This is a genomic window from Trichocoleus sp. FACHB-262 (assembly GCF_014696035.1).
Lineage (GTDB): Bacteria > Cyanobacteriota > Cyanobacteriia > FACHB-46 > FACHB-46 > Trichocoleus.
In genome coordinates this window covers 62,539-85,864 of record NZ_JACJPK010000027.1, presented here as the reverse complement: position 1 = coordinate 85,864, position 23,326 = coordinate 62,539, and the positions used below count along the sequence as shown (strand labels likewise).

The 23,326-nt window shown below is 48.6% G+C and carries 23 protein-coding genes; 13 read left to right on the top strand and 10 right to left on the bottom strand.

All coding sequences use genetic code 11. The annotated features are described in order from the left end of the window. Positions 1-75 precede the first annotated feature (75 nt). The 5 genes from H6F68_RS05590 (at position 76) to H6F68_RS05570 (ending at position 3,650) form a co-directional block, all read left to right on the top strand. Entirely contained in the window at positions 76-405 is a 330-nt protein-coding gene (locus H6F68_RS05590) for a helix-turn-helix transcriptional regulator (RefSeq protein WP_190557145.1), read from the top strand. A 164-nt stretch (positions 406-569) separates the two neighbouring features. Continuing rightward, positions 570-1,259, top strand: coding sequence for an MIP/aquaporin family protein (locus tag H6F68_RS05585; protein ID WP_242065366.1), 690 nt, complete (start codon positions 570-572; stop codon positions 1,257-1,259). Between the two features lie 112 nt (positions 1,260-1,371). Further along, complete coding sequence (arsC, locus tag H6F68_RS05580) at positions 1,372-1,785, top strand: arsenate reductase, glutathione/glutaredoxin type (protein ID WP_190557140.1); 414 nt, start codon at positions 1,372-1,374, stop codon at positions 1,783-1,785. Positions 1,786-1,831: 46 nt separating this feature from the next. Then, positions 1,832-2,488 (top strand): arsenical resistance protein ArsH, encoded by a 657-nt coding sequence (gene arsH / locus H6F68_RS05575; RefSeq protein ID WP_190557138.1) that lies wholly within the window; start codon positions 1,832-1,834, stop codon positions 2,486-2,488. Positions 2,489-2,825: 337 nt separating this feature from the next. Next, the gene (locus tag H6F68_RS05570; protein WP_190557136.1) at positions 2,826-3,650 is read left to right on the top strand and encodes an SDR family oxidoreductase; all 825 of its coding nucleotides are present in this window, start codon (positions 2,826-2,828) and stop codon (positions 3,648-3,650) included. Between the two features lie 59 nt (positions 3,651-3,709). Here the strand turns inward: H6F68_RS05570 and treZ are convergent, their stop codons facing one another. Together treZ and H6F68_RS05560 are read right to left on the bottom strand one after the other, a co-directional pair. Then, entirely contained in the window at positions 3,710-5,536 is a 1,827-nt protein-coding gene (gene treZ / locus H6F68_RS05565) for a malto-oligosyltrehalose trehalohydrolase (RefSeq protein WP_190557133.1), read from the bottom strand. Between the two features lie 31 nt (positions 5,537-5,567). Continuing rightward, positions 5,568-7,499 carry an alpha-amylase family glycosyl hydrolase gene (locus H6F68_RS05560; protein ID WP_190557131.1) on the bottom strand — a complete coding sequence of 644 codons (1,932 nt, stop codon included), beginning with the start codon at positions 7,497-7,499 and terminating at the stop codon, positions 5,568-5,570. 365 nt (positions 7,500-7,864) lie between these two features. Here H6F68_RS05560 and H6F68_RS05555 point away from each other — a divergent pair, with 365 nt between their 5' ends. Continuing rightward, positions 7,865-8,377: a hypothetical protein gene (locus H6F68_RS05555; protein ID WP_190557129.1), complete on the top strand. Its 513-nt coding sequence runs from the start codon at positions 7,865-7,867 to the stop codon at positions 8,375-8,377. 3 nt (positions 8,378-8,380) lie between these two features. Then, on the top strand, positions 8,381-8,824 hold the full coding sequence (locus tag H6F68_RS05550) for a DUF421 domain-containing protein (protein ID WP_190557127.1): 444 nt from the start codon (positions 8,381-8,383) through the stop codon (positions 8,822-8,824). Positions 8,825-8,826: 2 nt separating this feature from the next. Here H6F68_RS05550 and bioB read toward each other — a convergent pair whose 3' ends face one another. Further along, entirely contained in the window at positions 8,827-9,798 is a 972-nt protein-coding gene (bioB, locus tag H6F68_RS05545; protein WP_190557124.1) for a biotin synthase BioB, read from the bottom strand. A gap of 518 nt (positions 9,799-10,316) precedes the next feature. Here bioB and H6F68_RS05540 point away from each other — a divergent pair. Then, on the top strand, positions 10,317-10,997 hold the full coding sequence (locus H6F68_RS05540) for a hypothetical protein (protein ID WP_190557122.1): 681 nt from the start codon (positions 10,317-10,319) through the stop codon (positions 10,995-10,997). 13 nt (positions 10,998-11,010) lie between these two features. Here H6F68_RS05540 and H6F68_RS05535 read toward each other — a convergent pair whose 3' ends face one another. From H6F68_RS05535 to serA, 6 genes are all read right to left on the bottom strand, one after another. Further along, a complete protein-coding gene (locus tag H6F68_RS05535; RefSeq protein WP_190441787.1) occupies positions 11,011-11,919 on the bottom strand; it encodes a YihY/virulence factor BrkB family protein in 909 nt (302 codons plus the stop codon). A gap of 154 nt (positions 11,920-12,073) precedes the next feature. Further along, entirely contained in the window at positions 12,074-12,280 is a 207-nt protein-coding gene (locus H6F68_RS05530) for a ChaB family protein (protein ID WP_190441789.1), read from the bottom strand. Between the two features lie 65 nt (positions 12,281-12,345). Beyond that, complete coding sequence (locus H6F68_RS05525) at positions 12,346-12,711, bottom strand: hypothetical protein (protein WP_190441792.1); 366 nt, start codon at positions 12,709-12,711, stop codon at positions 12,346-12,348. Between the two features lie 366 nt (positions 12,712-13,077). Next, positions 13,078-14,340: an FIST N-terminal domain-containing protein gene (locus tag H6F68_RS05520; protein WP_399312965.1), complete on the bottom strand. Its 1,263-nt coding sequence runs from the start codon at positions 14,338-14,340 to the stop codon at positions 13,078-13,080. A 129-nt stretch (positions 14,341-14,469) separates the two neighbouring features. Next, a complete protein-coding gene (gene prmA / locus H6F68_RS05515; protein ID WP_190441794.1) occupies positions 14,470-15,369 on the bottom strand; it encodes a 50S ribosomal protein L11 methyltransferase in 900 nt (299 codons plus the stop codon). A 414-nt stretch (positions 15,370-15,783) separates the two neighbouring features. Next, positions 15,784-17,364, bottom strand: coding sequence for a phosphoglycerate dehydrogenase (gene serA, locus H6F68_RS05510; protein ID WP_190553957.1), 1,581 nt, complete (start codon positions 17,362-17,364; stop codon positions 15,784-15,786). Positions 17,365-17,659: 295 nt separating this feature from the next. Here serA and H6F68_RS05505 point away from each other — a divergent pair, with 295 nt between their 5' ends. From H6F68_RS05505 to H6F68_RS05495, 3 genes are all read left to right on the top strand, one after another. After that, entirely contained in the window at positions 17,660-18,175 is a 516-nt protein-coding gene (locus tag H6F68_RS05505; protein ID WP_190441798.1) for a hypothetical protein, read from the top strand. Positions 18,176-18,333: 158 nt separating this feature from the next. Then, entirely contained in the window at positions 18,334-19,677 is a 1,344-nt protein-coding gene (gorA, locus tag H6F68_RS05500; protein ID WP_190557121.1) for a glutathione-disulfide reductase, read from the top strand. Positions 19,678-20,018: 341 nt separating this feature from the next. Next, entirely contained in the window at positions 20,019-20,192 is a 174-nt protein-coding gene (locus tag H6F68_RS05495) for a hypothetical protein (RefSeq protein WP_190441802.1), read from the top strand. A gap of 103 nt (positions 20,193-20,295) precedes the next feature. Here the strand turns inward: H6F68_RS05495 and H6F68_RS05490 are convergent, their stop codons facing one another. Beyond that, on the bottom strand, positions 20,296-20,778 hold the full coding sequence (locus H6F68_RS05490) for a hypothetical protein (RefSeq protein ID WP_190557118.1): 483 nt from the start codon (positions 20,776-20,778) through the stop codon (positions 20,296-20,298). A gap of 787 nt (positions 20,779-21,565) precedes the next feature. Here H6F68_RS05490 and H6F68_RS05485 point away from each other — a divergent pair. Continuing rightward, the gene (locus H6F68_RS05485) at positions 21,566-22,795 is read left to right on the top strand and encodes a helix-turn-helix domain-containing protein (protein ID WP_190557116.1); all 1,230 of its coding nucleotides are present in this window, start codon (positions 21,566-21,568) and stop codon (positions 22,793-22,795) included. Between the two features lie 288 nt (positions 22,796-23,083). Then, a complete protein-coding gene (locus H6F68_RS05480) occupies positions 23,084-23,323 on the top strand; it encodes a hypothetical protein (RefSeq protein WP_190553953.1) in 240 nt (79 codons plus the stop codon). Positions 23,324-23,326 lie beyond the last annotated feature (3 nt).

The following is a 23,326-nucleotide window of genomic DNA, read 5'->3' as shown; positions in this document are numbered from 1 at the left end:
ATGAGGATGACATTGACTGAAAGTTAGACCTAAAATGAGGTATCACTTCAATCAAAGTTGATTTAACAGGATTTAATGCAAAAAGTATCATCTCCGCCCTCCACTTTAATCGCTGCTGGTTTTCATGCCCTTTCCGATCCGCTGCGTCTCCAGGTTTTGGATTTGCTCAGAAGTCAAGAGCTTTGCGTTTGCGATCTCTGTGAGGCTTTGGCAGTCAGCCAATCCAAGCTATCTTTTCATTTGAAAACGTTGAAGGAGGCGCAGCTTGTCCAAGCACGGCAGGAGGGACGCTGGATTTATTACAGTCTCAACTTGCCTCAGTTCGTAGTTTTAGAACAATACCTATCCGAGTTTCGTCGTTTCAGCCCGATCTTACCTGCTCGCAGTTGTCGAGATAACGCTTAACTCCTATCGAACTTACTTTGAGCCATATCGTTGCAAGTCTATCAGTAACAAAACCTGCTTGACATATCAATTTTTATTGAAATAATGGATGTAGTCTCGGTATTAAGTTGGGCATGCGGGCAGCAAAGACTTTGTCAAAGCCAAGGCAAGGGAAAACGAAGCACTTGACGTTTCTGGCCTGTCGGCGGGAAGCGATCGCGGAAGCGGTGGGGACATTTATCCTGGTGTTTGCGGGCACCGGAGCTGTTATGGTGAACCAGATCAGTGATGGTGCTGTGACTCACCTGGGTATTAGCTTTGTCTTTGGTGCGGTTGTCGCTGCCTTGATCTATACGCTGGGACACATTAGTGGAGCGCACTTTAACCCCGCCGTCACCCTAGCATTCTGGGCCAGTGGCTTCTTCCCCCGCAAGCATGTCATAGCTTATATCTTGGCTCAGTCTTTCGGTGCCGTAGTTGCTTCTACCACGCTACTAGCTTCCTTGGGACCAGCGGCTAACTTAGGGGCAACACTCCCCTTAAACGACAATTGGCTGCAATCGTTGGTGCTGGAAACGATTTTGACCTTTATTCTCATGTTCGTGATTCTGGGGTCTGGTCTCGATCGCCGCGCTCCTATTGGTTTTGCGGGAGTAGCTATTGGACTAACGGTGGGACTAGAAGCCGCCTTTATGGGGCCAATTACGGGAGCTAGCATGAACCCAGTGCGATCGCTTGGCCCCGCTTTGGTCGCAGGTCTATGGCAACATCATTGGTTGTATTGGGTGGCTCCTATTTTGGGCGCACAATTGGCTGTCTTGATTTACCGCCAGTTGTCTAACAACTTTCAAGACATCATTCGAGACATTACCTAGTGCTTCACTCCATTAGATTTGTGGTGTTGGGCGGGCGAAGCCCGCCCAACACCAACCAGCAAAATTAATGTGGTGACTTCCGAAAAACACTATTGAATTGGAGCAACTTGCGATGAAACGTGTGATGTTTGTGTGCAAAAAGAACTCTGCCCGTTCCCAAATGGCTGAAGGCTTTGCCAAAAATTTAGGTCAGGGAGTCTTAGAAGTGACGAGTTCAGGGTTAGAGGCCAGCCAAGTACGGCCAGAGGCGATCGCGACCATGAAAGAGATTGGGATTGATATTAGCAAGCAAACTTCTGATGCTTTAAGTGACTTCAATCCAAATAATTTTGATGTCGTGATCTCCCTCTGTGGCTGTGGGGTGAACTTGCCGCCTGACTGGGTGACACGGGAAGTCTTCGAAGATTGGCAATTGGATGACCCGGCAGAACAGCCCGAAATCTTTCCGAGAGTCCGAGATGAAATTAAAGTACGGGTGACTCAGCTAGTCGCATCCCTGAAGGAAGCAACTGCACCTCTTGGATAGTGATTTACATAACTATTTCGTCTTTATTTAGAACAGCCACATCTCTATGACATCCTTCGATCATCCCCCTAGAATCTTGTTCTTGTATGGTTCCTTGCGCGATCGCTCCTATAGCCGCTTGTTAGCAGAAGAGGCGGCTCGGATTATTCAAGAATTTGGGGCTGAGGTTAAGTTCTTCGATCCGCGAGAACTCCCGATTTACGGCAGCGTGCCGGATACTCACCCCAAAGTGCAGGAATTGCGAGCATTGAGCCAGTGGTCAGAAGGCCAAGTCTGGTCTAGCCCAGAGATGCATGGTCAGATTACGGGCATTCTGAAAAACCAAATTGACTGGATTCCCCTCAGCATTGGAGCGGTTCGACCCACCCAAGGGAGAACTTTGGCGGTGATGCAGGTGAGTGGGGGTTCTCAGTCTTTCAACGCCGTCAACACGATGCGGCTGCTCGGTCGCTGGATGCGAATGTTTACCATTCCCAATCAGTCTTCGGTTGCCAAAGCCTACCAAGAATTCAATGAAGATGGCACGATGAAAGATTCGCCCTACCGCGATCGCGTGGTGGATGTGATGGAAGAACTTTATAAGTTCACTCTACTACTACGACATCAAGTAGATTACCTCACCGATCGCTACAGTGAGCGCAAGGAAAAAGCTGCTAAGCAAGTCGCTGAAGTGGCGAACCAAGCCTTAGAAGCGACTCGTTAGGATAAGTTGCGTCGGTATAGCCACCGCGATCTCTCAGCAAATTTCTAGTTGCATCAAACTCTATAAATCTCGTAAAGCCTTCTGCTATCTTGCTTGGGCAGACTTAGGCGGTCTCGAGGCTCTCGTTAAATTTCTGAGAGCCTCATTTTGTTGTGTAACAACTTAGATTCTTCATTAATAAATGTTGCAGCTCTTTGATCCCATTGCTAGCTTGTGAAAGTTCTGTTTCTCACCGAGGTTCCTCTCGTATTTCAAGACTTGCCGAGAAGATAACTTTAGGGAGTTATTTGGTTCGGTATCAGCTCACAACAAGACCTCAATTTTGGAGGCTTTGGTTATGGATATTCAAGGAAAAACAGCCCTTGTGACTGGGGCTTCTCGCGGGATTGGCCGTGCGATCGCTTTGGAACTCGCTCAGCAAGGGATCAAACGATTGCTCTTAGTGGCCCGCGATCAACAACGGTTAGCAGCGATCGCCACAGAGATTGCAGCGCTGGATGTGGAAGTTGTGACTTTGGCTTTAGATCTGTCTCAGCCTGTGGCAGTCAGTATTGCGATCGCTCAAGCTTGGCGAGATCATGGCCCGATTCATCTATTGGTCAACTGTGCTGGCATTGCCCATCAAGTGCCTTTTTTGCAGTCGAAGCTAGCAAATGTCCAGGACGAGATCGCTGTCAATCTAGTGGGGATGTATACCATTACTCGTCTGATTGCCCGACGCATGGCCGCCCAGCGACAAGGACAAATTGTGAATGTTTCTAGCTTGATGGGCAAGGTCGCAGCCCCCACAATGGCCACCTATTCCGCCACTAAGTTTGCAATTTTAGGATTCACTCAAGCCTTAAGAGGTGAGTTAATGGCTTATAACGTTCAGGTTGCAGCCTTGTTACCTTCTCTGACCGACACAGATATGGTCCGAGATCTCCACTGGTTCCGCTGGGCCGTCCCCATGACTCCCCAGCAAGTAGCCCAGTCATTGGTGACTGGGCTGCGCAAGGAATCTGCTGAGATTTTAGTCGGATGGCAAGGTCATTTAGCCGCCTGGTGCCAACGGATTGCGCCTGGGTTATTAGAGAGGATTCTCCTGATCTCGGCTCCCATGCCGCGCCAGAGATATCCCATGCAACATATCCCTGCTACGGATAGTTCAGCAGAACTTTAATCTCCAAGCTAGCCCCAAGTGCTAGGAAATGTATCCTAATGCTTGGGGCTAGCCATGTTCTAGACAGAAGCTTCGTACAAGGCAAAGGTCTTGGCTGGAATCTCGGCTGACTCATGGGCTGCTAGCTTTTCTGGCAGAGTCGAACTAGATCCTAACCATTTTGGTTCAGAGCTATCAAGAATTTTTTGCCAGTTTTGGCTATGTGGATCTGCCTCAAAGGTAGTGGCGCGATCGCCAAAGTTGATTACATAAAAAACTTGGCTCCTCTCTGCATAGCGACGCATCAGGATCAACTTATCGGTTTCGCGGCTAGAAACTTCTAAGCAATGTTTATCAAGCTGCTTCAGCGCAGGATGGCTACGGCGTAAGGTGATTAGATGCTGATGGAACTCCCACAGCACCTGATGTTTTCCGCCATATTGCTGTTCCCAGTTCAGCTTGCTTTTTTGAAAGGGTTCTGGAGACTGAGGGTCGTAAGGATCTCCAGTCATTCCTACTTTCTCAAACTCTTCTTCCTTCGATCGCTGCACCATTTCAATCAGTTCTGGATCAGAGTGACTAATGAAATAGAAGAAGGGTGCCTCCTCGCCATATTCTTCGCCCATAAATAACATTGGCAGATAGGGAGAGAGCAAAATTGTCCCTGCCGCTAACTTCAAACCCTCGAAGGAAGTGAGTTTTGGCAGCCTTTCAGCCAATATGCGATTGCCTACCTGATCGTGACTTTGGATATAGACAATAAACTTCTCAGCAGGTTCAGCCGCAGATGAGTTGCCGTGGCGACGCTTGCGATGGGGTGCGTACTGCCCAGAATAGACAAAGCCTTCCCGTAAAGATTTCTCTAAATCCTGGCATTGCCCAAAATCTTGGTAATAGTGCTGCTGCTCCCCCGTTAACAGGGTATGTAGGGAATGGTGAAAGTCATCACACCACTGAGCATCGATCGCGTAACCGCCTTGTGATTTAGGACGAATAGTCCGTACATCATTCAGATCACTCTCGGCAATCAAAAAGAGGTTTCTTCCCTGCTGTTGAGAGAGAACTTCCACGCGATCGCTCAACTCATCCAGGAAGTGTTTAGCACCGAGATCAAAAATGCCTTGAACAGCATCTAAGCGCAAGCCATCAATGTGAAATGTCTCCAACCAATACAAAGCATTGTCGAGGAAGTAATCAGTAACTCCATCACTGTAAGCACCATCAAAATTAAGAGCTTCACCCCAGTCTCCACCGTATTTTTTCGTGAAGTAAGGGCCGAAGTCGCCCAAGTAGTTCCCCTCTGGCCCCACATGGTTGTAGACAACATCCAAGATTACGGCTAATCCTGCTTGATGGCAGGCATCCACCAAGCGCTTAAAGCCCTCTGGACCCCCATAAGAATTTTGCACTGCGTAAGGATATACCCCGTCATAGCCCCAATTCCGCTCACCGGGGAATTGCGCCACAGGCATGATCTCGATCGCGGTAATTCCTAGTTCCTTTAACCGAGGGAGAGACGCGATCGCGGCTTTAAAAGTACCTTCAGGCGTGAAGCTGCCGATATGTAGCTCATAGATGATCAAGTCTTCCTGAGCGATATCTGTCCAAGCTCCATCCGTCCAATCAAAGCCAGACTGATCAACCACTGCTGAAGGACCATGCACTCCTTCGGGTTGGAAATGAGAAGCTGGATCAGGGCGATCGCTCTCACCATCCAATTGATAGACATAGCGTGTTCCTGGTGTGACTCCTTCAGCCACTACCTGCCAGTAACCGTATTCCAGCGGCTGCATGGGTAGCACTTGCTCGTTAGGAGACCAAATCTTTACAGCAACTTTTTCGCGCAACGGTGCCCAAACGGTAAACTGACACCGAGCGTCATTTAGGTAATGAGCGCCTACTTTCACAATGTATGACTTCCTGTATTGATGTTTCTGCTTATGATTCGCGTCCAGAGGACCAAGTATCGCGCCACTTCACGGTGCCTTCGCTGGCAATGACCCAACGGCGTGAGACAATGTTTTCCCGGATGGGGGATTGACCTTCGCGTAGCAAAACATATTTGTAATTAATCAGCTTGCCAGCACTTTCATCAAACGGAATTTCTCCAAACCAAGTGTTGGTGTTGATGTAATCCAAGGGATAGGCTTTCGCAATATCCCAGTTACCCAGTTCTGGGCAGTCACCAATTACGGCAATTCTTTCACCCAGCTTGGTTTGTACCCCGTTGAGTTGCGCCCGTACGATGGTCTGGCCCTTCACTCGTTCGCCCACATGACTCAATACGATGACATCACGAGGTTCTAGTTCTAAGTTGATCAGTTTGCCATCTACCACTTCAAACTTGCGTCGGGTCAGAATGCAGGTATGTTCACCATCGGGTAAATCAGTGATGACCTCGGGCACTTGGCTGGCTTCGCCGCGATTCATCGCCACGAAACAAACAGAGTCACGGTAACGCCGGATATAACAATAAACATTAGGTGTGAGATATCTTTGCCACTGGCCCCCCATTGACACCGCAGGGTTAAGGCGACGCAAACCAGACAGCAAACGGATATCCCGATATAGCGGTGTATCGGTATCCCACTGGCTCATCATAGGACGGTTGTAAGGGTCATCACCACCATTGGTATCATCATGTAGATACTGCTCAGTGCCGTAGTAGATGCAAGGAATTCCCCGACAAGTCATGATTAAGGCGATCGCCAGCCTCACCAGATCTGGATCTGAATTCAGGCTTTGAAAGCGTGGCATGTCGTGATTATCAATAAAGGTAATCAGTTCATTTGCACCCTTATAGCGATGATCAAGGTCAAAAATAGTTTGAATCTCTTGAAACCCTAGATCTGATCCCTGTGCCAAGGTGGAGCGAATGGCTAGACAGAGGCCAAAGTCCAGCATGGTCATGCCAGATTCGTTGGCAAACTCAACCGAGCGATCGCTGAATGGACTGCTAAAAATCCACTCGCCAAAGATAAACACATCCGGTTTGTGGCTCAGAATATCGGCGTTGAATTCCTGCCAAAACCAAATGGGCATGTGCTTAACTGTGTCTACCCGTAAAGCATCCACACCTCGATCGAGCCACTGCTTAATCGCTGATTTGATGTAGTTACGGTATTGGATATTGTTTTCATTAAAGGTAGCCAAACCAGATAACTCACAGTTTTGCACCTGCCATTCATCTTCCCAATTGGTCACCTCGCCATAGTGGTGATACCAATTGTCTTTATCATCATTGAAGTCGGCAATCTTGACTCCGTCGTCATACAGTTCTCCTTTCTTGCCGCTGAAGTCAGGATTGCTGTGGTTACAGACAATATCGAGCACTAACTTCATTCGGCGCTTGTGCATCTCCTCAATCAAGCGATCGAAGGTAGTATTTCTCGTCTCCTGCGTGTTGTTTAGGGAAGGGTCTTCGCCCTCCGCAATAAAACGAGGGTTGATGCGCTTAAAGTCTTTAGTCCAGTAACCGTGAATTGCTGCTTGTGCTACAAACAGTTCTTCTACCTGCTCAAATAACGGTGTGAGCCAAATTGCCGTCACACCTAGATTTTTCAGATAATCGAGTTTATCAATTACACCCTGAAGATCTCCGCCCCAGTACTTGCCCCAATCTTGCCTTTCTGGATCGTATAGTTCGGCATTGGGACCCTCGCTGTTGTCAGGATCGCCATCATGAAAGCGATCGACCACGATGAAGTAAATCGTTTCTTGGCGGAACTCAATATCCCTGGTGTAAAGAAACTCTAAATCAATTTCACTATCGGGTTTAGGAGCCGCTACTACCAGCGATTCAACTTTCTCCTGAGCATCTGTAACCTCATACTGTTCGGTAGAGAGTTGAGAGGGAGGCGTTGTGACCATAAGATTTTTTATACTTTTATAGATTTTTAATGGATTTTAGCGTCACTAGTCTGTAGAGAATGTAACGAATCAAGTCTCTATTTGTATATCTACCTATGGGTAGGCGATAGACAGAGCTTCTATTAGTAGCTATCGCCGCTAAGCAATTTTTGGCTCCTTTATTCTTAGTAGCTCTTAAGGTGGACGTTCACCTAAATCAGAGACAGCTATCCTTCTGAGCATGGCTTGACAAGATCTCTTTTTTGAATGACCAAGGACAGTTATGGTTACGGTAAATCCCATTCAACTACAAAAGCATCTGAAAGGAGTTGACTATTCTGTTACTAAGGAAGACCTATTAGGCGATCTTGAGTAGGCAACCTCGCATGAACGATATTCAGCGAGTTGGTGACTTGGAGATTGTCCAAGACTTGGAGTTTCAGCGCCGCGCTTGGGCGATACAACGTCTTAGCTGGATTGGGTGGGGGCTAATTGCGGTAGGAGCACTAGCGGGCTTATTCGGCTCAGGTCCCCTTAGTCGAGGTAATGTTAGCAGTCCAAGCGATTCGCTACAGTTGGAGTACGACCGTTTCGGACGCTTCCACGCCCCAGCCAAGCTGAAAATCATCTTGGGAGCAGGCAGTGAGCAGAACGGTAAGGTGAAGGTCTGGTTGAGCCGCTCTTACCTGGAGTCAGCCGAAGTGCAACAGGTGACTCCGCAGCCAGAGTGGGTGGAAGCAAGCCCCGATCGCCTGACTTATGTTTTTCGCACGACTGCTCTCGATCGCCCTACAGCCGTGACATTTTACTTACAGCCAGATCAAGTAGGTCGGCAAACTGGTCAGGTTGGAGTCACTACAGGACCAACCCTTAGATTTAATCAATTAATATATCCCTAAATAATGAACTCGGTGCTACGGGCTGTTGTGCTCTACGTTATTTTGATGCTGCTCTTTCGCCTCAGTGGGAAGCGTTCTCTGGCCCAGATTACAACTTTTGATTTTGTGCTGGTATTAATTGTAGGAGAGGCCACGCAGCAAGCACTCTTGGGTGAAGATTTCTCTCTCACCAACGCCTTTTTAGTAATCTTGACTTTGGTTGGTCTGGATACCGTTATGTCTTTCTGGAAGCAGCGATCGCCTCAAGTTGAGAAGTGGATTGATGGGGTTCCTGTCATCATCGTTGCGGAAGGAAAGCTATTACAGGACCGGATGAAGCAGGCACGAGTAGATACCGATGACATCCTAGCAGCCGCGCGAGAATTGCATGGATTAGAGCGCATGGATCAAATTAAATATGCCGTTTTAGAACGGAGTGGGGGAATTTCAATTATTCCTAAACCCTAATTTTATAGACTCGGAGATGCTACCGAACTTGAGGCAGAGAGAGGTTTGGGGGTCATGCCTAGACGCTGCAACATCTGCTCATCATGGTTATGGTCTGGGTTGGGGGTTGTCAGCAAAACTGGTCCCGTAAAGATGGAGTTGGCACCCGCAAAGAAGCAAAGTGCTTGCAACTCATCGCTCATTTGTAAGCGACCCGCAGATAGACGTACCATTGCTTGAGGAAACAGAATCCGAGTCGTGGCGATCGTTCTAACTAACTCGATTGAATCTATAGGTGCGGTGTCTTCAAGCGGAGTCCCAGACACCGGAACTAAACAGTTAATCGGGATAGATTCTGGAGTGGGTTCTAGGCCACAAAGCGCCTCTAATAATTCCATGCGATCGCTCACAGATTCGCCCATACCCAGGATGCCGCCGCAGCACACAGAAATCCCCGCTTCACTCACCGCCCGAATCGTCTCTAATCGGTCCTGATAAGTACGGGTGGTAATTACTTGCGAATAATAGGAAGGGGAAGTATCCAAATTGTGATTGTACGCAGTCAAGCCTGCTGCCTTAAGTTGTTGCGCTTGGTGTAGCTTCAGCATGCCTAAAGTGCAACAAACTTCCATATCCAAGTCAGCAACTTGCCGCACCATCTCTAATACGCGATCGAATAAGGGGCCATCTTTCACTTCTCGCCAAGCAGCCCCCATGCAAAATCGAGTAGCACCATTTGCCTTAGCTACGCGAGCTTCGGCTAATACTTCCTCAACATTCATCAGGGCTTGAGGTTTGAGATCAGTTTGGTTGTGGACGCTCTGGGAGCAGTAAGCACAATCTTCTGGGCACAAACCAGTTTTGATATTGCTGAGCGTGCATAGCTGAACTGCATGCGGATCGTGATGCTCTCGGTGGACCCGTTGGGCCTCAAAGAGGAGATCTGGTAACGGCTGTTGGTAAATCTGGGTAATCCGAGCAAGAGTTGCAGACATGGCACACGTCGTAGCGAGATAGTTTCAGAGAGTTGAAGTAATTCACACCCCTAGTAGAGATTATCAGTCTCGATCCAATTTGAGCTACTGAGTGTTGGAGCAGGTTAAATCAGTTCGCCGTAGGAGTAGCCACTCAAAATTAAATTTAGTTAAAAATATTAGTCTCGATCTGCATGATATTACGCAGAAGAAAGGTAGTCAGCTAAAATACAGTCACGTTATTTTTGTGTGGACACAGAAAATATACTGAGGCGCAACCGCTCACTAGGGAAAGATGGGAGAAATCACAAACTGACGTTGACCTCGATTCAACTGCTATTGGCAAGCAGTGCTTAAAAACCACAGATCAACCCTCAATTCAGGTTGACAGGATACTTTTTACTGTGAACAAACCCAATAAATTGAGATTAAGGATTGGAACTTAGCTAGAAATTTTACTCTGACAGAGCAGTATGGGGTTTAGCCAGAGGCATGAGTTAACTTTCAGGTTTTCAATAACTTGATTTAAGTAGGTCGCCGTGAAAACTAAGGTTTTGACAGTTTTAAGCGCAACAGTAGCATCAATCAAATCAGGTCCAGGCTGGAACTTAGTTGATTGCCCAGAGCCTAGCTCCAACCCTCACTCGCCAGCAAATCTAGCTGCTAGCAGTTCTACAGGTTCAACGCTACTCGTGCGATCGCATAAAACAGCACAGCCTACTTGCTATGAACTTGAGAAACAATGGTTGTTAGTCCAGAAATATAACGTCTGGCAACCGCGCTGCGTCAGTGGGACCTTTCCTAATCAGCAAGAGTTAGGGATGCATCTGGCGGCTGAACAGAACTTACGAGTGGAGACAACTAGCCCTCTAACTTACCATCCCGCCTTTGACTGGCAGCTAACAGCATGGCCGACCGATAGCCATACCAGCTTGTCGGATACAGATAGCCTAACGCCTTGTTTAGTTTTAGATCAGGCTGGACAGTACAAAATTCGGTTTGTCGTTGCCGCTCCTGATAACCATCCCCAGCCCGCCCCTACTACTGAAAGAGCCGATCCAGTCATTGTGGGTGATTTCACGATCACAGCTTGCGACGAAGGGATTACCGCAAGTGCGATCGCGCTTGCCAACTTTACAGTCAATGGCACTCCTACACAAACGGCTCAGGAACCATATTTATTTCTGGTAGCCGTCTATGCGGGGTTAGCTTGTTTATGAGTGATAGGTGGCGTTACCGCTCTTGGCCGAGCTTGGGGGCTTCGTTCTGAGCATCTAGAGGAGTATTGCTGCGAGCAAGCCGCCACTTGGAACCATAGTGCTTGGAATAAACCTGGGTAAACTCCGCCCCAAACAACAGAATTTGGGCTGAGTAATAAACCCAAACTAAAACCACTACGAAAGAACCTGCTGCCCCGTAGGGAGAGGCAACACCACTATTGCCTAGATAAAGGCCGAGCAGCCACTTACCTACAGTAAACAGTAAAGAAGTGACAATGGCACCATGCCACACATCACCCCAAGGTACTCTGACATCTGGTAGCACTCGGTAAATCAAGCCAAAGAGGAGAGTGATAACCCCGAAGGAAATCACAAAGTTGACGAGCTGCCAGAGGATGGCGAGGCCAGGGATTAAATGGCCGAAGAAGTTGCCAATTCCCGCCAGCGCCGCACTCGCCACCAAAGAAACTAATAGTAAAAAGCCAATTACTAGCACCATAGCAAAAGAAGTGGCACGGGCTTTCACCATACCTTTAACACCTTCCTTAGAAGGTGGAATTTCCCAAATTGTATTCAGCGCATCTTGTAGCTGGGCAAAAACGCCGGAAGCCCCCAAAAGCAGTGTCACTACACTGATTACCGTGGCAACGATGCCAGAGGAAGGGTGGGAGGCACTCTGGATCATGGTTTGAATGGCCTCAGCACCTTGTCGGCCAACTAGACCTTGAATTTGTTCGTCTAGTTGGTTACGAGCCGCCTCAGGGCCGAAAACGAACCCTGCGATCGCAATCACAATGACGAGTAGGGGCGCGAGAGAAAACACCGTGTAATAGGCCAACGCTGCTGCTAGCAAGGGCACTTTATCTGCTTGCCATTCAGTTACCGTATCTTTTAGCAGCGTCCAAACTGCCTTGAGGTTCATCGATGTAACTCCTAAAATTTATTCGCTTTGGTTTCTACTTAGATTTCTTAGATTTCTAAATATTTAACTGCGATCGCAGTTAATAATAGTTATTGGTAAGCAATTAAATAAGGCAAGGGCGCAACGTTGCGCCCCTGGGAAAGTTATCTGATGCTTAGTCAGGCTTGCGATGCCAATTGCCGTCATCACCCTTCTCGTAGTCTCGCTTCACAGCTGCCCAAGCCACCCGGAAAGCCCGTTCTTCCTCGCCTTCGTATTCGTCAAAAGCGTGGTTAAACGCTGCTAGAAAGATTTCCTGGGCATGGTGAGGTAGGTGATGCTTAACTGCATCGGGTAACTCCTTCACTTCGGTGTAGGGCATAAAATCCCTCCTACATTTCACAAAGTAGATTAAAGTGAGCGCCTCATGTCCCTACGAAAGGAACCCTACCGCCAAATCCGTTCGCCGTTTTCGTCTACCCGCGCTTGGCGAATCACATCAGAAATTTCTTCAGCATCCTTCACATGATGCAGGGGCTTTTGCGTCCCATCGGGTTCATCCACCACAAAGTAGGTAGGAACGACAATGTGATCCCCAGTGATGTCTGGCGCATCCACTGCAACTTGCTGCGCTTTTTCTTGCAGACTCTTAGAATCATCAATGCGATCGCCAGGGTTAGCCGTTAGATTACCCTTACCTACGCGATCCATTTCCTCTTTCTGCTCTCGCTTTTGCTGCGGATCGACTTCCTCAGGAGTCATCGGTTGATTGATACCTGAAGGATCGGGATAAGATGCAGAATCTTTATTCATATTAAAAATTCCAAAATTTCAAAACTGCAATTAAATGCCTATCCGTAGATTAAAAAAATAGCAGCGCGATCGCCTCCAACCAACGGGATAGCTTATCTGAGTAACAGGGAAGAGATTAGAGAAAGCAGGAGGGATGAAGGAGCAGGAGGGATGAAGGAGCAGGAATGAGGAGGTAGAAGCCAGAGAATAAAAGAGAACGTAGGCCATAGACGAGTCGAAGATATCGAAACACTGACAACAAAACTCGTTTGGGGGGGGCTGGGGGACGCAACCGTCCCTCAGCGGGGGTTTGGGGGCGAGTGCCCCCAAGTCTCGGATTTAGTTAAACCAAAGCATCATCCAAACATCTCAACTACAAATCCCGCCCTAAGCTTGTCGCAAAATCCCAAACACAGACGTATAACCGTGTAGAAACGTGCTGCCACCAATCGGCCCAATTTCCCCATTACAAAAGAAACCACTCAAAGGTATATTGCCAAAATAGCGGCTGAATAAATGCGAGTCGAAATTGGCTTCTCCATAAAGCCCCTCACCTCGACCCAAACAAGAAAACATTAAAGCCGCCTCAGAAGTTGGGCTGTCGGAATTTTGTTGGCAATAACGCTCCAGCAAATTGCGGAGATCGTCCGCCGAAGCTTCAGCATCGCGTAAATGAAACCGAACCCGTTGACCTGGCCGAACCCGATCGCCGATCGCGATCGCTCCTACCCTTGGATCAACCCCTAGCACCTGCCGGATCAAAAAATCCCCCTGCTCCAGCGTTTGCTTAAAGGCATTGCGAGCCACCCCCACAAACAACGAATGCTGTGCCAGCGATCGGTCCTCTTCGCTCATCTCTTGGATCAGCTCCTGCAGCACCGTTAGAGGAGTACGACCTTGACCATTGCTTGCTCCTAAGTCCTCCTCGGTTTGAACTTCCAGCCCTAGTAAGATATTGCGCTCCCCTTCCGTCACCCGGTAGGTAGGGCCGATGGGCCGACAGCCTTGAGCTACAATCGTTTCCACCACAATTTTGCCGCTGAGAGCGACCCCCACAATGCCCTCTCGTAGGAGTTCGTAATTGCAAAACAGACCATTGTTACCGCCCATCGCGTTGGCACTGGCAAGACCGCCAACCTTGATCGAGCCAGGGTAAGCAAAATCTAGCCCCTGCAACAAATCATTGAGCTTAGAAGACATCGGGTCAACCAACAGAATGAAATGAGGCTGATCCTCTGGCGAGACCCCAATCACTTTTACCCAAGCATCCGGCGAACTATCTAGATCCGGCAATTCCTCCGCCGTCACATGAAAAGCCTGGATTTTCACCTCTGGCAGATAAGCCAGACTCAAGCTCAGAGCAGGCTCCATCTCCACCTCTTGAGCCTCGCCACTGGAATCAACCCCAATAATGCCACCCCCACTACAGCCGATGAGGGTAGGCACCGACAAACGTTCCTTCAGAAGAGGCATCAGGCGGGAATACTCACTGGCAAAGGCGGCTGAGATGAACAAAATGCCAAAATTCGCTGCAACGCCTAACCTCTCCTGCGCCCGTTCCACCACTTCCTCAATTGCCGCCTCCAAAGAAGAACGAGTTGACAAGGCATTTGCCCATTTCATCCGATCGGCTGTGGGTGCTTCTACCATGACAATTTCCCCTTCTCCAGTGCAGCATCCTTTCCAAAGTTTAGACCGCCACGATTAGAGGCGATCGCACCCATTTAGCAGGTGTTGGCATCAGGACTTCACCTAATCCCTGTCAACTAGGATACAGGTCTAAGAACGACGAATATTCAGACAACACCAATCCTGCCGCCGCCACAACGTTGCCACAATCCAATCATTTTGCTCCAGCGTATCGGCGATCGGCTTCACTTGATCCAGCAAAATACCGCTGAGAATCCCCCAAGTAGTCGCTTTAGCCAAAGCCGCCATATCAGGGATCATATCCAAGATAACCTCAGCCAAAATATTACACGTAAAGCCATCCACAGGCCCCTGAGTCATTTGAATCAGGCGATCGAGACTGCCCGTTTCCACCAACAGTCGGTCCGGATCAACCTGATTTAGCTCCACATTTTCGTGAACCGAGCGAACCGCTAGCGGATCAATGTCAACCGCGTAAGCTTTCCGCGCTCCCAACAACACTGCCCCGACCGAAAGAATGCCAGAGCCACAACCAATATCCGCCACAACCACATCTGTCGCCCCTGGCCCCATCCGCATCTCTAATGCTTCCAGGCAAAGCTGAGTCGTTGGGTGCGCCCCTGTTCCAAAGGCCACTCCAGGATCTAAACGTAGAAGCAAACGATCCTCTAGAGTTGCCTCATCCGGTAGTGGCAGCCAGGCTGGATAGATTAAGAAGCGATCGCCAATCTTCTGTGGTTGCCAGTGCTGCTTCCAGCTACTAGACCAATCCTCCTCATCAATAATTTCCCATTGCACCGCTGGAACAGGCATCCCCACAGCCAGCGCATCTTGACGCAGCAACAAAGCCAACGCTGCCAAATCCAATAGATGCGCCTGTTCCTGGGGCAAATACGCCTTCACCAAACAAGCATGGCCTCTAATTTCACTAGACGTACCTTTACAGCCAAAATCCTCTAGCCGCCAAAAAGCTAAATCGTCCAGCGCCGGATCGCAAAGAACCTGAATTTCCCACCAGCTATTTGCCAAGATTGCCGCCCCAGATCAAAGTTATGCTCAATCAACCCATCCACTCGAAAGTATTGTACGCGCCAAAGCAACTGTAACAATCTCCGTCAACTATCTTCTCAAAAGATCGAGATTGACGCAGAAAGAATCTCTACAGCCACAAATTTCTCAGAGCCATATTTCAGATCTATAACTGATATCATCCACACCACCGACTTCAAATTCCACTATCTCGAAACACCTACAACCAGACTCATCTGGAGGGGGTCTAGGGGACGCAGCCGTCCCTCAGCGGGAGTTTGAGAGCAGGTGCCCTCAAGGCTCGGATTCTAATCAGGTTCAAACATAAAGAAGGCAGTGAGAACCAAAATTGATCCCCACTGCCCCATCTAAATCACCAAGCGTCTAAGCGATCGCCTTACAGCGTAACGAAACCTACAACGTCACCGTATAAGCATCCCGAATCCCCGGCACTTTCAGGATCTCAGCCAAAATCCCATCCGGTAGCGGATCATCAATACTCAGCACCATCACCGCATCACCGCGCACAATCTTGCGACCTACCTGCATACTCGCGATGTTGACATTGAAGCTGCCCAAGAGAGAGCCAATCTTGCCAATAATCCCTGGCATATCGCGGTGCAACGTAAACAGCATGTAACGGTTGGGTGGCACGTTGACTGGAAACTCGTCTACGTTCGTAATCCGAATTTCATCACCACCTAACAATGCACCTGTTACTGAATGCTCACCGAGCGATCCCTTAGCAGAGACCACCAAAGAGCCTGTATAGTCCTTCACCGACGCATCACGAGTTTCCACCACCCGAATGCCGCGTTCCTTGGCCTCAATGCTGGCGTTCACATAGTTAACCCGCTCTTGCAACGCATGGGAGAGTAAACCCTTCAGCGCCGCAATCACAATGGGTTGCGTATCACTGCTAGCAACCTCGCCTTGTAAACGGATATTCAGGCTTTCCACCCGACCGCCAGCCAACTGAGCCACCAAATTGCCTAGGGTTTCAGCTAGTTGCAAATAAGGACGCAGTTTTTCCAACACTTCGGGGCGCAAACCAGGGATGTTGACCGCAGAACGAGCGGGCAGACCTAAAAGCACATCGCGGATTTGCTCAGCCACATCGATCGCCACGTTGACCTGAGCTTCTTCAGTCGAAGCGCCCAAGTGAGGCGTCAAGATCAGATCCTTACCTGCCGATCGCAGAGAGGATTCTCCCAAAGGCTCAGCTTCGAATACGTCTATGGCTGCACCCGCAATTTTGCCAGTTTTAACGGCCTCCACTAAAGCGTCTTCATCAATGATGCCGCCACGGGCACAGTTGACGATTCGCGCCGTGGGCTTCATTTTTGCCAACGACTCTGCATTGATCAAGTGAGTCGTTTCTGGGGTTTTAGGTAAATGCAGCGTAATGTAGTCGGCCTCGCGTAGTAGCAAATCGAGTTCTACCAGGCGGCAACCTAGCTGTTCCGCCCGTTCTGTCGAAACGAAAGGATCGTAAGCGAGCAGTTTCATGCCCATCGCTCTGGCAACAGTGGCAACATGCGCCCCAATTTTGCCTAAGCCCACAATCCCCAAGGTTTTCTTGTAGACTTCTACGCCTACATAGGTCTTACGGTCCCATTGACCGCTTTTGATCGATTGATTAGCGTCAGGAATATAGCGAGACAGAGACAGCATCATTGCTAGCGTGTGCTCTGCCGCTGCGATCGTGTTGCCTTCGGGCGAGTTTACCACCAAAATCCCGCGACGGGTGGCAGCAGGCACATCCACGTTGTCTACACCAACGCCAGCTCGACCAATAATCTTGAGTTGCGTGCCAGCCTCAATAATTTCTTGAGTTACCCGCGTACCAGAGCGGATCATTAAGGCATCGTACTCCGGGATAATCCGGATTAGTTCTTCGGGGGGTAAGCCAGTTTTGACATCAACTTGGGCCACCTGGGAGAGAATATCAATTCCAACTTGGTCGATGGGATCGGAGACGAGAACCTTTGACATGGTAGGCAGATTTAACGCGAAAGGGAGAACTTGCCCCACTGAACAAGTCAGCAGCAATTGAGCGGCAGCGTTGTAACGGCTTACTATAAAGACGATTTGCCACAATAGGCCATTGTAGAACTAAAGCGTCTCACCGCTGCTGATCCCCCAAAAGTTTTTTGATCTTGATCAATACTCCCGGGAGAGATTTTCCCAGAACTAGGGTGATAGAACTCTTCGGGCTTCCGACTTCCGGCTCCTGACTTCTCTACGTTCTGCTATTACTAGATCCGGTGATGAAATTCTCAACCAAGTTATGAACTACCTTGTTGCTGTACTGAGCGATCGCATTCAAGCTGAAGCAGCTTACTCAGCTTTAGAAAAAGAAGGACTCAAGCCTAATCAAGTGGCGATTTTGGGCAAAGGGTATCAGAGTGCCGACGAGTACGGCTTGTTAGACCCCAACGCAGACGCTCGCAAGCAAGCCATGCTAATGATTCTGTGGTTGGCTCCCTTTGGGTTTGCAGCAGGTTATGTCTTTAACTTCATTACAGGCATCGAATTATTTAGTTGGGCTGGGAGCTTGGGTAACCATCTGATCGGTGGCGTCCTCGGTGCTATTTCTGGGGCAATGGGCGGGGCGGTGATCGGAGGCGGAGGAGGTTTGCTGATCGGGGGTGGCGATACCTTGCCTTACCGCGATCGCCTCGATGCTGGAAAGTATTTAGTGGTCGTGCGCGGCTCTAGCGCTTTACTCAACCGGGCCACTCGCACTCTCCGCAACTTCCCCACTGAGAATCTGCAAGCTTATACAGAGCCAGGCGTGGAATGAGGAGCATCGAATCCAGCTTTTTATAGATTGCTTCCGTCCTATGAGCGCGTTAGCCTACCACTAGACTGCTGAGATTGATTTGCAAGCTGAAAGCTGGATCAGCTTGTTGTCAAAGCTTGTCGTCAAAAAGAAGCTGGTAAAAGCGAGGCTAAAAGTACATGAGCTTTGACTATGACTTGTTGATCATGGGCGGTGGGTCAGCGGGACTTGCAGCCTCAAAACGAGCCGCAGCTTATGGAGCGCGGGTGGCGATCGCAGAGCAAAGCGCAATGGGAGGAACCTGCGTCAATCGGGGTTGCGTGCCCAAAAAGCTAATGGTCTACGCGGCTGATTTTCCACAGTTGTTCCAGGATGCGGTCGGGTACGGCTGGCAAGCAGTCCAACCCCAGTTTGATTGGTCGAAGCTGATGCAAGCGATCCGGCAAGAACTGCAACACATCCAGCAGTCACACCAACAAGCGCTAGCCAAGGCAGGAGTAGAGGTACTTACAGGTCGCGCCACCTTTGTAGACCCCCACACGTTGGCAGTTGGCGATCGCCAAGTTACGGCAGACAAAATTTTGATTGCGGTGGGGGGCAGACCTACCAAGCCCAACTTTCCGGGAGCCGAGCACGCCCTCAGTTCTGACGAGATGTTTCAACTGTCCCAGTTGCCTCAGCAGATTGCCATTATTGGGGGTGGCTACATTGGCGTAGAGTTTGCCAGCATGCTGCGAAATTTCGGCTCAGAAGTCACCTTAGTCGATAATGCTGAGCAAGTCTTGTCTGGGTTTGACTCAGATCTGCGTAACGAAGTGCAAGCAGGATTGATTCATCGTGGCATTAAGTTTTGCGGCAATAGCACCGCCAAAGAAATTACATCGGAAGCCGCAGGGTTGTGTCTGCAACTTGCAGGCGATTGTTCGGAGTCGCTGACGGTAGATACAGTGCTGTGTGCTGTAGGACGCACGCCAAACACGAAAGACTTAGGTTTAGAACAAGTAGGAATTACCACTGACCCTAAGGGCGCGATCGCGGTGGATGAATATAGCCGCACGCATCAACCTAATATTTTTGCCGTGGGGGATTGCACTAATCGCCTAGCTCTCACGCCTGTTGCCAAGATGGAAGCGATCGCCTTTGTGGAGACTGAATTTGGCGGGCAACCCCAACCAGTTAACTATGATTGTGTGCCGACAGCCGTATTTGCACGTCCAGAGGCAGCATCGGTGGGATTAACTGAAACGAAAGCCCGTGAGCAGTTTGGGGATGCGGTGCGCTGTGAGTCCAGCCGATTTCCACCCTTATATGTCAGCTTGACGGGGCGACCGGAAAAAAGCTTGGTGAAACTAGTTCTAGATAGTCGCTCCGATCGCGTCTTAGGAGCGCATATGGTTGGTGAGGCGGCTGCCGAAATTATTCAAACTTTGGCGATCGCGATCAGAATGGGAGCAACCAAACAAGATTTCGACCAGGCGATCGGTATCCATCCGTCCAGCGCGGAAGAATTTCTCACCCTTTGATTTTTCCCTTTAATTTTTGAACTGGTCAAAAAAAGTCCCCAGATTAGAAACTAGGGACTCATAGGAGTACGGAGCACTGAGTTACACTTGCCCTCGGACATCAAGCCCTTAAGACTTCAAGCCAGGAGGGAACTGTTGTTACTTAACTTAACGTTGCCATCTTGTTTCCCCCTCTATCAAGGGAAAGGGTCTGCTGTTAAAGCGTTATGTGGGTAAGAACACAAGTTGCTAGACCTAGCTAAAGGAGAGATGCTAGGCCATCAGACGATTCAACCGTAGAGGGAGTGCAGATCGAGTTGTGACTTGCATTATCCAATGTAAGTCATCAATAGGAGGCGACCATGACAGGAATAGAATACGGTCTGGTCATCGTACTGCTACTAGCCGTATTTCCGTTTTCAATGGCTCAGATGGGCGTTGCTTTAGACCAGGAAGATATTGAGAGCTTCTTTGCCTGGACTTGCATTGCATCCTCGATCGCGGGCTTACCTGCTGTAGCAATGTTATTGGCTTGAAGGAGGCAGCGATGCTGACTTGCCTCTATTTACTAAGTTGGTTTCTCTTTTTGGGCGTTGCTTCTTGGTGGAGCCAACAATCTCGCGCGAACGGTTCCAACCGCTAGGCACAAGAGTTGCGACCTATCGTTTGCTGTACAGCGATCGCTCTGGATCGTTCTGCCATTTTGCCAAGGTCGAGATTGTTTTGCTCGTCAATCAGATTCTCACGCTGCAACAGCTCAAAGATAATGTGCGAGAGCATCGTCTCCACTTGTGCGGCTTGCGCGCTCAGCCAGTCATGGGTTGAGGCGTCCTGAGGCGAGGTCTGAATGCACTCGTGCGTGTAGCGATGAAATTCTTTCACTTCTTTTAATAAATGAACTAAGTAGCTGGGGCATTGGCAAGCAATGACATCGGCTGCTTCACAAATAGCGAGTAACTGCTCATCAGAAAACTGCTGTGACACTTGGATGGTTTGGCTAGGCTGAGTCATGGTGGCAAGTAACAGGGATGGTGTTTCAGGAACGAGCCGAATTGTGGCGAAATCTATCGATGAGGAATCATCGGGCTTGCCAAAGCTGAATGAGACGTGAAGCTGAGACAAAAAGCTTGGCTGTGGAGCTACGGCAGCTAGTAAGTCTAATTAAAAGACTGAAAAAATTAAATAGGCCAGTCTTAAATAATTGATGAAATTGGCGCGTTGTTCAGATGTATAGCGCTCAAATGGTTCTTTCACATATCAATTGAATTTGATATTAGAAACCAACAGAAGCTAAATATGCAGTTGGTAAATTTTAAGATTTAAATAAAGGAAAATTAAATGTAGGCTAGTAGCTCAAATATACCCAAATACCCAAAGAGCTAGAGGATTTATTAATGAGCTTGCATCAATACTTGCTACTAGATTTAAGTTTTGCTAAAGATTTCACTCAGGTCAAAACCTAACCTAATATATCAGTTTTCAAGCTTGATTTACACGAGCTGCACCATCAACTTTCTAGTAATTTAAGCTACTAGGGAAGCTAGCGATTCTAGCTTTTACCTTACTTCTACCCTTAGGTAGACTTTCATGTAACGTAACTATGTAGCTATCTATACAAGCATGTATTTAAGCCATATTTTGCAGGGGTTTTGGCGTTTTCTGCGCTTTAGCGATGTCCTAAATTTAAAGTTTTTTGTAACTTATGCGACATAAAATTCCTCTTAGCTTACGGTAAAGCCCAAATATTTAAAGATTTTGCAAAACAACTTATTGCTACACCGTAAACTTTTGAATAATTCATCTTCTATTCTTAAGGTAACTAACGTAGATTTAAGTACTTTTGCAGTAGCTTTTGCCTGCAGTTGCACTTCTTTATAATTTAGCCCTAGTCCTGACTCAATTCGCCTTCATGACAGCCCAACCGCCCTCTCTCGGTAAAAACTTTGACGTCAATAACGCGACGTTAGAAAAGTTGCTGCGCCACATGACCGGAATGAACGGGCGGCTGAGTCGTCTTTATGAAGCCGCTAATGTCTCTCCTGCCATCCCCATAGAGCTAGTGCCTACTGCTTTCAAGGAGGTAGGCATGGCTTCAGAGGAATTACAAGTTGCCATTGAAGAGTTGCAGCGGCAAAACAGTGAGTTGGTAGGCCTACAACAGCAGCTCGTTCAAGAGCGCGATCGCTACCGAGAACTGTTTGAGCTAGCTCCCGATGCTTACTTAATCACCACAGCAGACGGCGTCATTCGCGAAGCCAATCGGGCAGCAGCTTCCTTACTCAACGTGGCCCAACGTTTTCTCGTTAGCAAACCATTTCTGAGTTTTGTTCCCCTAGAACATCGGCTTCTGTGGCAGCGAAAAATTTTGCAATTGCAGTCAATGGAGCGATCGCAGGACTGGGAATTACCCCTCCAGCCCCGCGAGGATAGCTGTGTCACAGTCAAAGCCACTGTTTCTGTTGTGCCCAATACTGGACCCAGCCCAGAGGCCGAACCTTATTGCCTGCAATGGCTAATTCGTAGCCTACCGGCAGAACGCAATCCCGTTAAATCTCTCTTGGCAGGGCAAAGCCGTGGCTCCGTCGGGGATGGCTCCGTGTATAAGTACGTCAAAGGGGAAATTATTCCTTGTAAGGCAGATGCCATTTGGCAAGTTCAAGAAGGATTGGTGAAGTTAAGCACCTTCTCAGAAAATGGTGAAGAAGTGCTACTTGGCATAGCAGGCCCTTCAATGGCTTTTGGCTCTGGCTTAACCTCGCTTCATGTTTACCAAGTAACAGCGCTTACAGATGAAGTGCAGTTAGGAGCAATTACTTGGCAGGAGATTGCCACCAAGCCAGAACTCGCCCAATCTTTGGTCTCTGACATCAGCCAACGCCTACAACAAAGCGAAGCGTTTTTAGCCGTAGCAGGACGGCGGCGAGTCCAAGATCGCTTGCATAGTTTTCTGTTTTTGTTGAAACAAGAAGTGGGTCAGCCTGTGTCTAATGGGGTGCGGATTCCAGTTCGGTTAACCCATGAAGACTTAGCCAATGCTTGCTGCACCACCCGAGTTACGGTAACGCGATTGCTAGGAAAACTGCAACAACAAGGCAAAGTCACTCTAGATCCAAAGCACTACATTATTTTGCACGACTAAAACTTCTAAGCTTCATTAGCTGACTTGATATACAGCTCATGTTTGGTGGCTGTTTCAGGCGGTTTTGAGGTAGGTTGCCTAGCGATGTAAATTTTGTCACTCCAGTAAATTATCTCTGTAGATATAAACCCCCAAGGGTTTAATCAGACCTCTTGGAGGAACACACCGAGTATCAGTTGCGGCTACAAACAAAGTATGCTCCTTTTCGTTACAGGATGTCAGGAGCAAATTGCCCAGGTTGGCGCTCAGTGGTTCTCTTCTACATAGCTAATTTGCAAGGAGAAGTTTATGCCAGGTCAAATATGTTGGTTGTCCCTCACAGGTGGAGATGGGGAGAAAGTACTGCATTTACGCACCCATCCCAGCCAACCTTGGAAGCCTTATACCGCTTGTCCAGGTCTTGCAGTTAGTGACTACAACATTCCTGGTGGCTCTAAGGGCTGGGCGACTTACCAAAAACTGTTACGGGCAGGCTGGACTTTAGTCCCAACGGCACAAGCAACGCAACAACTAGTACCAGCTCAGTAAGAT